This is a genomic window from Paractinoplanes atraurantiacus (assembly GCF_900215205.1).
GTDB lineage: Bacteria > Actinomycetota > Actinomycetes > Mycobacteriales > Micromonosporaceae > Actinoplanes > Actinoplanes atraurantiacus.
This window is the reverse complement of the sequence record NZ_OBDY01000037.1, coordinates 39,199-52,989: the sequence shown is the minus strand read 5'-3', so window position 1 is coordinate 52,989 and position 13,791 is coordinate 39,199. Positions and strand designations below refer to the sequence as shown.

The window sequence follows — 13,791 nt, the reverse complement described above, 5'->3', positions numbered from 1 at the left end:
TGTTCCGGGGCCGGCCGTGTCCGACCTCACTTTCCGTTTGCGGTCTGATTCGTGCTAATCCAGAACGCGTGACGATCTTGGATAACCCGGTGTGGGCGGCGCTGTCGGGCCCGCAGGCCGAATTCGCGGAGACCAAAGGCCGGGCGGCCCGTTTCACGGCCGGTGTCTCGCCCTTTCACGGGCTGGCCGACGCCGCCGATCCGGGCGCCTGGAATGATCTGGCCGCGTTGACCGGCGACGGTGGGCCGGTCCTTCTGCCGGCGGGCCCGGACGATCCGCCGGCGGGCTGGGCGGTCACGTCACTCAACCGGGGTGTCCAGCTTGTCGGTTCGGCCGTACGTCCGGAGGCGGACCCGGAAGCGATTCCGCTGACCCGGGACGACGTGCCGGAAATGCTCGACCTGGTGGCCCTGACCCGCCCGGGGCCGTTCGGCCCGCGCACCGTCGAGCTCGGCCGCTATCTCGGCATCCGCCGCGACGGCAAGCTGGTCGCGATGGCCGGCGAGCGCATGCGCCTGACCGGCTTCACCGAGGTCAGCGCCGTCTGCACCGATCCCGCCTACCGCGGTCACGGCTTCGCCGGCCGCCTGGTCAGCGCCGTCGCGGCCGGCATCGCCGAGCGCGGCGAGACGCCTTTCCTGCACGCCGCGATCGGCAACACCAATGCGATTCGCCTGTACGAGAAGCTCGGCTTCAGCGTGCGGCGCCCGGTGAACTTCCACCAGTACGGGCGCCCTCAGGCATAGGCGACGTCGAATCCCTTGGCGGCGAACTCGGGCCGCCCCCGGAACGGATTGCCGCAGTTGACGAAACTCACCCGCGGGATGCCGAGGAGCGCGTCCAGGTTGACGAACGTGCGGCTGTTCATCACGTCGAGCTCCCGCAGGCCGGTCAGGAGCGCGCAGTCGATCTCGGCGCGGACGCCGATCAGGCGGAGCGCGGTCAGCGTTGAGGGCAGCCGCCGATCTCGGTGCGGAGGTATTCGAGGGGCGGCAGGGGGTCGACGACCCGGGACAGGTCGGGTCCGGCGTACAGAATGCCCCGGACGTGATCGGCGACCGGGATGCGAGCCTCGCCGTGCATTCCCCGGCATTCCCGAGGCAGAAGACGCCTCGCCTCGTAGAGCTCCACGACGCTCGATACTCGCAGATGGTTCAAGTGGGCTTTGTAACGGCGCGCAGCGGGCGGGGCGCGCTAAGCTTCTGCGCATGGCTGGCGAGGACGACATCTCCGGGTGAGTTTCCCGGCGGGCCGCAGGCGCGCGTGACACCACGCGCCGTTGCCGCGGCCCCTGTTGTCGTGCCTTCGTTCGCTGCCGGGTCTCCCTGAGGGAGCCCGCGATCTTTGGGATCCCCGAAATGTCCGATGGATACATCGTCTGTTCCTCGCTGTCCTTTTCCTGGCCGGATGACACCCCGGTCTTCGACGACCTCTCCTTCTCCGTGCCGGGTGGGCGCACGGGTCTGGTCGCCTCCAACGGCGCCGGCAAGTCGACGCTGCTCAAGCTGATCGCCGGCGACCTGAAACCGACCGGCGGCAGCGTTCACGTCGAGGGCGTGCTGGGCTATCTGCCCCAGGATCTGCCCTTCCTCAAGGACCAGACCGTCGCGCAGGCGCTCGGCGTCGACCGAATCATGGCCGCGCTGCTCGCCATCGAGAGCGGCGACGCCGACGAGGAGAACTTCACCGTCGTCGGCAACGACTGGGACGTCGAGGAGCGCACCCGCGCCGAGCTCGACCGGCTCGGCCTGGGCGACGTGACGCTCGACCGGCGCCTGTCCACGCTCAGCGGCGGCCAGGTCATCTCCCTCGGGCTCGCCGCCCAGCTGCTCAAACGCCCCGACGTGCTGCTTCTCGACGAGCCGACCAACAACCTCGACCGTGCGAGCCGCGGCCGTCTCATCGAGGTGCTGCGCTCCTGGTCGGGGTGCCTGCTCGTGGTCAGCCACGACCGGGAGCTGCTCGACGAGATGGACCGCATCGCCGCGCTCGAGCCGCAGGGCGAGGTCCGGTGGTACGGCGGCACCTTCACCGAGTACGAGGAGGCCGTGCGCAACGAGCGTGAGGTCGCCGAGCGGCAGGTCCGCAACGCCGAGGCCGACCTCAAGCGGCAGAAACGGGAGATGCAGCAGGCCCGGGAGCGGGCCCAGCGCCGGGCCTCGAACGCCAGCCGCAACCTGGCCGACGCCGGCCTGGCCCGGATCGTCGCCGGCAACCTCAAGCGGGACGCGCAGGTGTCCGCGGCCAAGCAGGCCGAGACGCACGCCGGCCGGGTCGGTGACGCGCAGGCCCGGCTCGACCAGGCCAGCCGGGCCGCCCGCCAGGAGGACCGGATCGCGCTGGAACTGCCCGGCACCAACGTCCCGGCCGGGAAGACCGTCTTCGAGGCGGACGGCATGCGGGCCGCGTACGGCAATAAGTTGATCTTCGAGGGTGTTGATCTGACGATCCGGGGGCCGGAGCGCGTCGCGCTGATCGGCGACAACGGCGCCGGCAAATCGACGCTGATGCGGCAGATCAGGGAAAACGCCGGCGTGCCGGTCGCCTACCTCTCCCAGCGGCTCGACCTGCTCGACGAGAGCCGTACGGTGGCGGAGAATTTCGCGCGGTTCGCCCCGGCGCGCGACGACGCCGAGCGGATGAACCTGCTGGCCCGCTTCCTGTTCCGCGGCGCCCGCGCGCATCTGCCGGTCGGCGTGCTCTCCGGCGGCGAGCGGCTGCGCGCCACGCTGGCCTGCATCCTGTTCGCCGAGCCGGCGCCGCAACTGCTGCTGCTCGACGAGCCGACCAACAACCTCGACCTGGTCAGCGTCGGCCAGCTCGAGAGTGCCCTCACCGCCTATCAGGGCGCGTTCGTCGTGGTCAGCCACGACGAGCGCTTCCTGAGCGAGATCGGCGTCAACCGCCGCCTGCGCCTCGCCGGCGGCCGTCTCATCGAGGATCGGGGATAACCCGATCCTGGTCGCCACCGGCGATGCGGGCGACGGCGTGGACGGCTCGGTGCTGGAGGTGACCGAAGCCGAGCTCGGCCAGGCCGACGAGTACGAGGTGGACGACTACCAGCGCGTGGCGGCGCCGCTGGCCTCGGGCGAAAGTGCGTGGGTCTATGTAGCCGCCTGACCGGCGAACAATGGTTGATCCGGGGACCCGGCGCGACCGGGTCCGCGCTTACGGTGGACTCGTGGAGCCGCTGTCCCCGGTCGCCATGCCCACACTGTCGACGCTGGTCGCGGCCACAGTGTTCTCCACGACGTTCCTGACCACCCGGGTGCATCGCGAGAATGAGCGGGCCGTGGACCACGCGCTCGCGCTGGACGCGTTGCTGGCCACCGCCCGCCGCGACCAGAAGCCCCTCGACGCCGAGTGGTTCGACGAGCAGAGGACGGTCTTCCAGGGCGCCCGGCACGACCGCCTGGCCGATCTCGTGCTCGGCCTCAACGTGGTGATCGCGTCGGCGGCGGCCGGCCTCGCCGTGGCGTTCGGCGTGGAGTCGGCGACGGACTGGGGATCGCCGCAGGGCTGGGCGCTGGTGGCCCTCGGCGGTGTCGCGGTGCTGGTGCTGGGGGTCGGTGGCGTCGATGTTCTCCGGGCGCGCCGCGTCCTCGCCCGGCGGCTGTCCGAAACCACCATGGGACAGCTCGCCGTGTCCGAACGGGCCGTGCGCCGGCTCGCGGCCGGAAAGAGCTTCGATCGGCGGCGGCTGGCGCGAGCGCGAGCCGCCACCGCGCGGGCCGTGCACACGTCGCGGGGTCTGTACGGGCCGGCGCACGCGTGGCGCGCCGAGGTCGAGTTGCTCGCCCTGGCTCATCCGACCGCGCCGGACCATCTGGTGAAGGCCGGCCGGTGGCTCGACCGCGCCATCGCCGCGGGCCCGCCGACCGCGGCGGTCCTGGCCGCGAAGGCTTACGTGCACGAGGAGTTCGGGGCGGGCCACCTGGCCGAGGGGGACACCGGCGGCGCCGCCGCGGCGTTCGAACTCGCGGCCGAGGCCTGGTGCCAATCCGCCGAGTTGCATTTCCGAGCGAGCGAGCGGATGACCGGCGAACGCGGTGACGTGTACGACCGGCAGCACCGGCCCCGCCGTCCCGAGACCCTGGCCGCCGCGCTGGACCGGTTGCCGATCGGAACCGGACCCGCGCTGATCACCGCGAGGTTGCTGGCCCAGGCGGCCGCCGAACACCCGGATCGCGGGGACGTCGCGGTGCGGGCGCTCGGCGGCTGGCTGCACCGGTTGCTCCGCGACTTCGGCGAGATGCCCACCCAGCTCGCGGGCCGTCAGATCCTCGACAGCACCACCTACGAACCGGCCCGCGAGTTGGTCGAGCAGGTGAGAGCCGAGGTCGAGGAGCAGACCCGGCGGGCCCGGGAGGAGCTCGACCGGCTGTACGAGTCGGCGGCCCAGCGGCAGCGGGAACTGGACCGGATGATCGCCCATGACCGGGAGCGCGACGAGACGCGATCGGCGGAGGAACTCGCACGCCAGTCACGGCTCGAACGCGGCGTTGGCAGCCCCGAGGACCTGGCGTGGCAGGAGCAGACGATCGCCGAGATCACGTCCCCGCGCACCCTGGCCGATGTGGAACGCGACAGCCAGGAGATGCGGGAGGCCAAGAAGCAGGCCGAGGCCGGACGCCGCCGGGTCCAGGAACGCGGACGGGAAGTCGCGGCCGCCGCACACCGCCTGCAGCGCCGCCAGGCCGGCCGGGCCACCGAGGCCGACCTCGCCGAGGACGGCCGGCTGGCCGAGGAACTGCGCGACACGTGATCGCGGCTCAGAGGGCCTCCCACAAGGCGTGGTCGGCCCAGGCGCCGGTGATGGCGATGTCGGCGTTCTGGGCGCGCTGGCGGGCGAAGCGCAAGGCCAGCAGCTGAAGGCGCACGGTCATCGGGATCTGGGCCAGCAGGCCGTCGCCGGGGGCGGGCAGCAGGAAGACGCCCAGGCCGGAGACGCGGGCGGCGTGGGCCAGGCCGGCCGTCAGCTCGTCGGATGGGGCCAGGGCCAGCAAGGAGTCGGCGGAGCCGTAGGGGACGGCGGCGCCGTGCAGCAGGCGGTCGGGGTCGAAGCCCTCGCACAGGAGGCGGGCGCCCTCGCGGATCTTCAGGGCGGCCTCGCGGGCGGTCACCGACCAGTCGCCGGGGCCGACGATGGCCATGGCGCGCGCGGGGATCGGGATGGCGTCGATGCCCGGGTCGGCGAGCACCCCGCGTACGGCGTCGGCCGTGTCCTGGATCTTCGAAGGGCCGAGGCCGGGAGCGCCGAGGCGGTGGGCGATGCCGGCGAGGACGGTGAGGGCGGCGGTGTAGCTGACCGTGTAGGTCTCGGACTTCTCGGCGACGGGCGTGCGCACGGCGTCCGGCCAGTCGACGTCCGGGCCGGTGATCGAGACGAGGGGGAGGCCGGCGTCCAGCACGAGTTGGCGGGCGCGCAGCGCGTGGGCGGTCCGGCCGGTGTGGGTGATGACGATGGCGGCGTCACCGGGGCGGGGCGTGGTGAAGCGGTTGGCGGCGATCGCCCGCGCGTCGAGGCCGGCGGTCTCCAGCGCGGAGGCGCCCAGTTCGGCGGCGTGCAGGCTGGTGCCGGTGCCGATGAGCCAGATCCGGCGGCCGTCGGCGAGGCGGTCGGCCGCGGTCACGGGCTCGGCGGCGAGGGCGGAGATGACGTCCGGCTGGGCGGCGATCATCGACGCGAGTGCTGTGGTCATCCGGCCATCCTCGCCGAAGGCGCGGTGCTTGCGGGTCAGGCGAGCCGCTCGATGTTGTCCAGCAGGGCCGTCAGCAGGCCGGTGAGGACGACGTCGTCGTCGACGGCGGCGAAGTGGGGGGCGATGGCGGCGATGTTGGGGAAGTCGGCTGTGGGCAGGGCCTGATATTCGTGGGTCCACGCGGACTCGTCGCCGCGGCGGCTCGACTCCTCCAGTGCGGCGTAGCCGCCGCACATGCCGGCGTACGATAACAAGGTGTCGGCGAAGACCCGGTGTTGCACCGCCGCGAGCTCGCCGGAAAGCCCGGCCTCGCGCAGCGCGCCCAGGATCACCTCGACGGTGCGGAACTCTCCGGGACGCCGGGTCGTGCGCATCGCGACCGTCGGGGCGATCGCCGGATGCTCGACGAAGGTGCGCACCAGCCGGCGGCCCAGCCATTCCAGGCGGGCGCGCCACGGCAGGCCGGGCGGCAGCTCTTCGATGATCTGGCCGATCAGGCGGTCGGCCACCTCGAGGACGATCTCGTCGCGGTCGCGGAAATGGCGGTAGACCGCGGTCGGGTCGGCGCCGAGCTCCTTGCCCAGCCGGCGCACGGTCAGCGCCTCGGCCCCGGCGGTGGCGGCGAGGCGGCTGGCGGCGTCGATGATCAGCTCGGGGCTGAGCGAGGGACGTGCGCGCACGTCACGCCTCCGGGTAGGACGGGGTCAGCGGCGCGTGGGGGTCGAGAGTCGTCAGGGCGGCGGCCAGCAGCAGCCAGACCTGGGCCGAGAGGGAGGCGCTCAACGCGTCCTGGTCGATCTCGTCGCGGTGGTCGAACCACCACAGGACGCTGGCGTCGACCAGGCCGATCACGCCGGCCACGACGTGCTCGGACGGGGGCGTGCGGACATAGGCGGCCAGGGCGCGGGTGAGCTGGGGGACGGCCTCGCCGGGGCTCAGGCGCACCCGGAAGCGGTAGAGGTTGGGGTGGAAGGCGGCCCACTGAAGCACGCGGGCGACCAGGCCGTCGATGACCTCGGGCGGGGTGCCGCGCACGGTCAGCGAGGGGCGGATCCAGGCGCCGAGCATCTTGGCCGCCTGGCGGGCCACCGCCTGGTCGAGCTCGTCCTTGCCGGTGAAGTGCCGGTAGACGTGCGGGCGGGGCAGGCCCGCGAGGTCGGCGATGACGGCCAGGCCGGGGTCGCTGCCGTGCTCCTCGATCGCCTGGACGGCCGCCGCGACGATCCGCTCCCGGTGATTGACGCCGCCGGCTCGCCGCGCGGCGACGGTGTCCTTCCTGACGGCGGCAGAGCTCATGCGCTCACCTTAACTGGTACAGTCTGTACCCACGGTTGGGTACAAGCTGTACCAAGGGGGTTGCGATGGTTGACGCTGCTGCGCTGCGCGACGTGCTCGACGGGCGCTGGGCGCACATCCGCCGGGCCGCCCGCGAGAGGCTCGACGACAGCCGGTTCACGCCGGTGCCGGGCGAGAGCATCGAGCAGGCCCGGTCACGCATCACCGGTCTGCTCGCCGAACTGCCCGGCGATCTCGGGGTCACTGCGGCATTCCCTTCGGAGTACGGCGGTAGTTTCGACCCGGGCGCGGCGGTGGTCGCGGCCGAGATGCTCGGGCATGTCGACCTCTCGCTGATGGTGAAGGCGGGCGTGCAGTGGGGCCTGTTCGGCGGCGCCGTCTCCGCCCTGGGCACCCATCGCCACCACGAGGCGTACGTCCGCGACATCATGTCGGCCGAGCTCATGGGCTGCTTCGCGATGACCGAGACCGGTCACGGCTCCGACGTCCACCGTCTGCGCACCACATGCACTTATGACCCGTCGTCTCAGACATTCGACCTGCACACACCGCACGAGGCGGCCCGCAAGGACTACATCGGCAACGCCGCCCGCGACGGCCGGATGGCCGTGGTGTTCGCGCAGCTGATCACTCAGGGATCGCCCAAGGGCGTGCACGCCTTCCTGGTCCCGATCCGCGACGCGCAGGGCGACCCGATGCCCGGCGTCACCATCGGCGACGACCGGCACAAGGCCGGGTTGCTCGGCGTCGACAACGGCCGGCTCAGCTTCGACCACGTCAGCGTGCCCCGCGACATGCTCCTCGACCGCTACGGCCAGGTCGCCGAGGACGGCACGTATTCCAGCCCGATCGAGAACGACACCCGCCGCTTCTTCACCATGCTCGGCACCCTCGTGCGGGGCCGGGTCAGCGTCGGCGGTGCCTCCTCGGCCGCGACCAAGGTCGCGCTGACCATCGCGGTCCGCTACGGCGACGTCCGCCGCCAGTTCGGCGCGCCCGGCCACGACCGCGAGGTCGTCCTCAACGACTACCTGGCCCACCAGCGCAAGCTCCTGGTCGCCCTGGCCAAGTCGTACGCCCTGCACTTCGGCCAGGAGGAACTGGTCACCAAGATGCACGCGGTGCAGGTGGCCGGGGCCGGCGCGGCCGAGCACGACCAGCGCGAGCTCGAGTCACGGGCGGCCGGCCTCAAGGCCGCGCAGACATGGCACGCCACCCACACCATCCAGATGTGCCGCGAGGCGTGCGGCGGCGCCGGCTATCTCTCGGAGAACCGCCTGCCCGGCCTCAAGGCCGACACCGACGTGTTCACCACCTTCGAGGGCGACAACACCGTCCTGCTCCAGCTGGTGGCGAAAGGCCTGCTCACCGGCTATCGCGACGCCTTCGGCTCGCTCGACGGCTGGGGGCGTACGGCGTTCGTGGCCGACCAGGTGCGCGAGATGATGCTGGAGCGCACGGCGGCCCGCTCGCTCATCCAGCGCCTGGTCGACGCGGTGCCCGGCCGCGGCGACGAGGTGGCGCTGACCGACCGCGGCTGGCAGCTCAAGATGCTGGAGGACCGCGAGAAACACGTCCTCGAGGGTGTGATCCGCCGCCTGCGCAAGGGCGCGGCCACCAAGAAGGACCGGCAGTTCGACATCTTCAACGACGTGCAGGACCACGTGCTGAAGACGGCGACCGCGCACATCGACCGGGTGGTGCTGGAAGCTTTCGTCGCCGGCATCGAGCGCACCGGCGACCCGGACGTGAAGGCCTTGCTGTCGAAGGTCTGCGACCTGTACGCGCTGACCACCATCGAGGCCGACCGCGGCTGGTTCCTCGAACACCAGCGCCTGACCCCGGCCCGCTCCAAGGCGGTCACCGGCGCCGTCAACGACCTGCTGCGCGAGCTGCGCCCGCACATGGCGACACTGGTCGACGGCTTCGGCCTGCCCGACACGTGGCTCGACGCGGCGATCCTGCGCGAGGAGCCCGACCGCCAGGAGACGATGGCCAAGCACGACGCCGAGGGCTAAGCGGCCTCGACCAGGGCGACGTCGGCCACCTCGAGGCGGAAGTCCTCGGCGTGGCCGCCGACCTGGAAGGTCAGCTCCGAGTGGGCGCTGGTCCGGGCGGCGACGAAACGGTATTCGTGGCGGCAGGCGGTGGTGTCGACCGGCAGGTCGCGGGTGTACGACTCCTGATAGGTGGGCGGGCTGTCCTGCACCCGGACCCGGATCGTGGTGGCCCGGTCGGTGCTGGCGGTGAAGGCCAGGGTGTACGGGCGGCCCTGCACCAGGTCGACGTCGCTCTTCACGATGACGACGTCGCCGGGGGTCTTGGTGCCGGTGGCCACGTCGGCCCGGAAGCGGTGGCCTTCTCCACCGCTCACGGAGGCCGCTTCGGTGTCGTTGGCCCACCAGGCGGCGGCCGCCCGGCTCAGCACGTCCGGCCCGGCCGGCGCGGGGTGATCGGACGGCAGGCAGGTGTCCGGCGCCGCGGCGGCCTGTGCCCCGGCGGCCTGTGCCCCGGCGGCCTGCGCTCCGGCACCCTGCGCTCCGGCCGCCTGCGACCCGGCGGGCGGCGCCGCGGCCGGGTCCTGCCGGCCGGGCCAGGCCCGGGCGCCGAGCACGCCGACGCCGATGCCGGCCACGAAGATGACAGCGACCAGTGGCGGCGCCACGCCTCGGCGCGGCCGGTTCGGCGCGGCCCCGGCCGGCGTCGCCCCAGCCGATGCGAGCCCGGCCGCCGTCTCCTGCTCGGACAGCGTGCACCAGGCGGCGCGCCAGCGGGCGACCTCGGCCGCGATGGCCGGCTCGTCCTGGCCGCCGGCCCGCAGGCAGGCCGTCACGAACGACTCGACGAACTCGTACCGGGGAAGCCGCGGCAGCCGTTTGCCCGCCAGCACTTCCGAGGTGGTGCTCGGCGGCAGCGGATCGGGCCGGATCTCACCGCGGGCGGCCGCGATCCGCTGGTCGGCGAGCCGGCTCAGCTGCCGCAGCGAGGGGTTGCCGGCGCGCACCCGAAGCTGCCGCAGCTCGGCAACGAAGTCGTCGGCCGTCCGCACCGGCGAAGGCATGTCTACAGAGGAACTCGGCATCGCCGGTCACTATAACTACGCCCGTCTATCACCTCCGGAGGCCAGGCCGGTGCGGACGGCGTGCAGGGCGGCCTGGGTGCGGTCGGCCAGGCCGAGCTTCAGAAGGATGCTGGAGACGTGGGTCTTCACCGTCTTCTCGGCCACGACCAGGGCCCGGGCGATCTCGCGGTTGGAGCGGCCCTCGGCCAGCAGGGCCAGGACGTCGCGCTCGCGGGCGGTCAGGGCCGGCTCCTCGGCCGGCCCGCCGAGCAGCCCGGCGGCGACGTCGGGTTCGAGCAGCAGGTGGCCGGCGGCGACCGAGCGGACGGCCGCGACCAGGGCGTTGGGGTCGACGTCTTTGGACAGATAGCCGCGGGCGCCGGCCCGCACGGCCGGTATCAGGCGGGCCCGGTCGGTGAAGCTGGTGACCACGAGCACCCGGGCCGGCAGCTCCCGGCGGCGCAACTCCCGCAGCACCTCGACGCCGTCCATGCCCGGCAGCACCATGTCGAGCAGCACGACCTCGGGCCCGGTCTCGGCGATCAGCTCCAGCGCGGTCGGCCCGTCGGCCGCCTCGCCGACCACCTCCAGATCCCCCGCGAGCTCCAGAAAGGTGCGCAACCCCCGCCGCACGGCCGGATGGTCGTCCACGATCAGCACGCGGATGTGCGGAGGCGTGGCGCGGTGGGCGACCTGAAGGTCAAGCATGGCGGGCCTCCAAGCGGACCGTGGTGCCTTGTCCCGGGGTGGAGTCGACCGTCAAGGTGGCCCGGATGGCGCAGGCTCGTTCGCGCATGGAGCGCAGGCCCAGGCTGCGGCCGGCCTTCAGGGTGGCGGCGACGTCGAAGCCCTGGCCGTCGTCGGCTATCTCCAGGCGTACGACATCGGGGTCGTGGGTCTGAAGGCGAACCCGGACCGTGGTGGCCTTGGCGTGGCGGACGGCGTTGTGCAGGGCCTCCTGAGCCACGCGGAACAGGACCGTGCGGGCGGGCATGGGCAGCTCGGGCGGGTCGTCGTCGCCGTAGGTGAGGTGGGGGGCGCCGTTGTAGGCGCGGTCGAGGATGCTGACCTGTTTGCGCAGGGCGGCGGGCAGGCCGTCGGTGGCCAGGTCGGCCGGGCGCAGCTCCTGGACGGCGGCCTGCAACTCCTCGGTGGCCTCCTTGGCCAAGGTGGTCACCTCGGTCAGGTGGCGGCGGGCGGCGGCCGGGTCGCGGTCGAGCAGGACGTCGGCGGCCTGGGCGGTCAGGCGCAGCCCGAACAGCCGCTGGGCGACCGCGTCGTGCAGGTCGTGGGCGATGCGGGCGCGCTCCTCGGCGATGGTGAGCTCGCGGTTGCGCGCGTAGAGGCGGGCGTGGGTCAGGGCGATGGCGGCGTGGGCGGCCAGCACACCGACCAGTTCCTCGTCGGCGTCGGTGAAGCCGCCGGACTTGTTGGCCAGATAGAGCGCGCCGAGGATCTCGTCGCCGCTGATGATGGGCACGCCGAGGAAGGCCTCGAGCACCGGATGGGCGGCCGGCCACCAGTGGAAGCGCGGGTCGGCCCGGATGTCGGCCACCCGCTGGGTGGCCGGGTCACGCAGCATGACCGCGAGGAAGCCGTGCTGGCGGGGGAGCGGGCCGATCGCGGCCTGCACCTCGGCGCTGACGCCGGAGACCACGAACTGCGCGAACGAGCCGGCCTCGTCGGGGACGCCCAGCGCCGCATAGCGCGCCCCGGCCAGCTCGCGGGCCGTGTCGACGATCGTCTGCAGCACCTCGGGAACGGTCAGCCGGTCGCTGACCGCCAGCACCGCGGCCGACAGACGCCGCGCGACGTGCAGCTCGTCGCTCATCAGATCACCCGCTCATCGCCCGGGCCCGCGAGAAGTTCACGCGCTCACCCTAGTCGCGGCCTCTGACAAAAAGCCCTGCGCCGATGGTCCTAGGACCAAGGTCCCGGGGCGAAGCCGTCCCTGGCCCGATTCGGCGGCGATCGATGCGGGGCAGGGTCGACGGCATGACCAACGACAACACGACACCGGTCGCCGTCATCACCGGCGCCTCCCGCGGACTGGGCGCGGCGCTGGCCCGGGGACTGGCCGCGGCCGGCTGGCGTCTCGTGCTCGACGCGCGGACCGCCGGGGACCTCGACGTGATCGCGGCCGAGCTCGGGCAGCGCACGACCGTCATCGCCATCCCCGGTGACGTCGTCGACGACGACCACCGGGCCGTCCTGGCCGTCGCCGCCGGCCAGCTGGGCGGGGCCGATCTGCTCGTCAACAACGCGTCCGTGCTGGGTGGCTCGCCGCTGCCGGCCCTGGCCACCTTCCCGCTGCCCGCGCTGCTGGAGACCTTCGAGGTGAACGCCCTCGCGCCGATCGCCCTGACCCAGCTGCTGCTGCCGCAGTTGCGCCGTTCGCCGTCCGGCGGCGCGATCCTCAACATCAGTTCGGACGCGGCCGTCGAGGCCTACGAGGGCTGGGGTGGCTACGGGGCCGCCAAGGCGGCCTTGGACCATGCGGGCGCGGTGCTCGCGCTCGAGGAGCCTGATGTACGGGTGTGGAGCGTCGACCCGGGCGAGATGCGCACCCGCCTCTACCAGCAGGCCGCGCCCGGCGAGGACATCTCGCATCTGCCGCCGCCCGAGACCGTGGTGCCGCACCTGCTGGGGCTGCTGCGGGCGCGCCCCGCCTCCGGGCGGTACGCCGCGTCCGATCTGCCGGCCGTCGAAGGGGCACGATGACCACGGCCACCCTCGACTTCGAGCTGCCGGCCGACCTCGAGGCGCGGGAGCCGGCCGAGGCGCGGGGGCGGCGGCGCGAGGACGTACGGCTGCTGGTGAGCCGGGGCGCGGCGGTCAGTCACCACCGGTTCCCGGAGCTGCCGCGGATCCTCGAGGCCGGCGACCTGCTGGTGGTGAACAACTCGGCCACCGTGCCGGCCGCGATCGACACCGAGGACGGGCTGGTCGTGCACGTCTCGACCGAGCACGCCGACGGGTCGTGGCTGGTGGAGCTGCGCCGGTCCGCCGGGGGCAGCACGGCCCCGTTCGCGCCGGGCACGGGGCCGGCGCGGGCGGGGCTGCGGCTCCCGGTGCCCGAAGGGGCGGTCACTCTGCTCCATCCGTACACCTCAAGGCTCTGGACGGCGAAAGCCGACGTGCCTGGAACGAGAGTCGATTATCTGGCGCGGCACGGGCGGCCGATCCGCTACGACTACACCGATCGGGACTGGCCGCTGGCGACGTATCAGAACGCCTACGCGACGGAGCCGGGCAGCGCCGAGATGCCGAGCGCGGGACGGCCGCTGACCGGCGCGGTGCTGGCTGAACTGGCCGGGCGGGGGATTCTGGTCGCGCCGATCACGCTGCACACGGGCGTGGCCTCGGCCGAGGTGGACGAGCCGCCGTACCCGGAGTGGTATGCGGTCCCTCGCCCGACCACGCGGTTGATCGAGCATGTCCGAGCCGGCGGCGGACGGGTGATCGCGGTCGGTACGACGGTGGTGCGGGCCCTCGAAACGGCGTGGGACGGGCCGGCGTCGGGCTGGACCGACCTGGTGATCGGGCCGGAGCGGCCGGTGCGCTCGGTGGACGGGCTGCTCACCGGGCTGCACGAGCCGCGCGCCTCACACCTGCGGATGCTCTCGGCCGTGACCGGCCCGGCAGCGCTCCGGGCGGCCTACGACGAAGCGCTGCGCGGACGGTACCGGTGGCACGAGTTCGGCGACGTTCACTTACTGCTTCCGTGAGAAG

General features: G+C 72.9%; 15 protein-coding genes. 7 read left to right on the top strand and 8 right to left on the bottom strand.

What is annotated here, in order from left to right; translation table 11 throughout:
- The first annotated feature begins 68 nt into the window (after positions 1-68).
- Positions 69-746, top strand: a complete 678-nt coding sequence (locus tag CRP55_RS45675; RefSeq protein ID WP_097328359.1) for a GNAT family N-acetyltransferase — start codon at positions 69-71, stop codon at positions 744-746.
- Here CRP55_RS45675 and CRP55_RS55920 read toward each other — a convergent pair.
- Together CRP55_RS55920 and CRP55_RS53675 are read right to left on the bottom strand one after the other, a co-directional pair.
- On the bottom strand, positions 737-868 hold the full coding sequence (locus tag CRP55_RS55920; protein WP_281260858.1) for a hypothetical protein: 132 nt from the start codon (positions 866-868) through the stop codon (positions 737-739). The two genes, CRP55_RS45675 and CRP55_RS55920, sit on opposite strands and share 10 nt — an antisense overlap.
- Before the next feature lie 74 nt (positions 869-942).
- Entirely contained in the window at positions 943-1,083 is a 141-nt protein-coding gene (locus CRP55_RS53675) for a hypothetical protein (RefSeq protein ID WP_179855633.1), read from the bottom strand.
- A 275-nt stretch (positions 1,084-1,358) separates the two neighbouring features.
- Here CRP55_RS53675 and CRP55_RS45670 point away from each other — a divergent pair, with 275 nt between their 5' ends.
- From CRP55_RS45670 to CRP55_RS45660, 3 genes are all read left to right on the top strand, one after another.
- A complete protein-coding gene (locus CRP55_RS45670; RefSeq protein ID WP_097328358.1) occupies positions 1,359-2,951 on the top strand; it encodes an ABC-F family ATP-binding cassette domain-containing protein in 1,593 nt (530 codons plus the stop codon).
- A gap of 37 nt (positions 2,952-2,988) precedes the next feature.
- Positions 2,989-3,120, top strand: coding sequence for a hypothetical protein (locus tag CRP55_RS45665; RefSeq protein WP_342751620.1), 132 nt, complete (start codon positions 2,989-2,991; stop codon positions 3,118-3,120).
- 61 nt (positions 3,121-3,181) lie between these two features.
- Positions 3,182-4,765, top strand: a complete 1,584-nt coding sequence (locus CRP55_RS45660) for a hypothetical protein (protein WP_097328356.1) — start codon at positions 3,182-3,184, stop codon at positions 4,763-4,765.
- A 7-nt stretch (positions 4,766-4,772) separates the two neighbouring features.
- On the opposite strand, the gene CRP55_RS45655 is transcribed toward CRP55_RS45660, so the two are convergent.
- Genes CRP55_RS45655 through CRP55_RS45645 form a run of 3 tightly spaced genes read right to left on the bottom strand, consistent with a single transcriptional unit; the run spans position 4,773 to position 6,998 of the window.
- Positions 4,773-5,702, bottom strand: a complete 930-nt coding sequence (locus CRP55_RS45655) for an SIS domain-containing protein (protein ID WP_097328355.1) — start codon at positions 5,700-5,702, stop codon at positions 4,773-4,775.
- A gap of 35 nt (positions 5,703-5,737) precedes the next feature.
- A complete protein-coding gene (locus CRP55_RS45650; RefSeq protein ID WP_097328354.1) occupies positions 5,738-6,382 on the bottom strand; it encodes a TetR/AcrR family transcriptional regulator in 645 nt (214 codons plus the stop codon).
- A 1-nt stretch (position 6,383) separates the two neighbouring features.
- Positions 6,384-6,998, bottom strand: coding sequence for a TetR/AcrR family transcriptional regulator (locus tag CRP55_RS45645; protein ID WP_097328353.1), 615 nt, complete (start codon positions 6,996-6,998; stop codon positions 6,384-6,386).
- Between the two features lie 65 nt (positions 6,999-7,063).
- Here CRP55_RS45645 and CRP55_RS45640 point away from each other — a divergent pair, with 65 nt between their 5' ends.
- Positions 7,064-9,016: an acyl-CoA dehydrogenase family protein gene (locus tag CRP55_RS45640; protein ID WP_097328352.1), complete on the top strand. Its 1,953-nt coding sequence runs from the start codon at positions 7,064-7,066 to the stop codon at positions 9,014-9,016.
- Here the strand turns inward: CRP55_RS45640 and CRP55_RS52555 are convergent.
- From CRP55_RS52555 to CRP55_RS45625, 3 genes are read right to left on the bottom strand one after another with little or no spacing between them, the layout of a single operon-like run.
- On the bottom strand, positions 9,013-10,059 hold the full coding sequence (locus tag CRP55_RS52555; protein ID WP_143235402.1) for a carbohydrate binding domain-containing protein: 1,047 nt from the start codon (positions 10,057-10,059) through the stop codon (positions 9,013-9,015). The two genes, CRP55_RS45640 and CRP55_RS52555, sit on opposite strands and share 4 nt — an antisense overlap.
- 36 nt (positions 10,060-10,095) lie before the next feature.
- A complete protein-coding gene (locus tag CRP55_RS45630) occupies positions 10,096-10,767 on the bottom strand; it encodes a response regulator (protein WP_097328350.1) in 672 nt (223 codons plus the stop codon).
- On the bottom strand, positions 10,760-11,890 hold the full coding sequence (locus tag CRP55_RS45625; protein ID WP_097328349.1) for a GAF domain-containing sensor histidine kinase: 1,131 nt from the start codon (positions 11,888-11,890) through the stop codon (positions 10,760-10,762). The genes CRP55_RS45630 and CRP55_RS45625 overlap by 8 nt, the downstream gene beginning before the upstream one ends.
- Positions 11,891-12,054: 164 nt before the next feature.
- Between CRP55_RS45625 and CRP55_RS45620 the strand changes: the two genes are divergently transcribed.
- Positions 12,055-12,780, top strand: coding sequence for an SDR family NAD(P)-dependent oxidoreductase (locus CRP55_RS45620; RefSeq protein ID WP_097328348.1), 726 nt, complete (start codon positions 12,055-12,057; stop codon positions 12,778-12,780).
- Positions 12,777-13,787: an S-adenosylmethionine:tRNA ribosyltransferase-isomerase gene (locus CRP55_RS45615; protein WP_097328347.1), complete on the top strand. Its 1,011-nt coding sequence runs from the start codon at positions 12,777-12,779 to the stop codon at positions 13,785-13,787. Before CRP55_RS45620 ends, CRP55_RS45615 begins: the two co-directional genes overlap by 4 nt.
- Positions 13,788-13,791 lie beyond the last annotated feature (4 nt).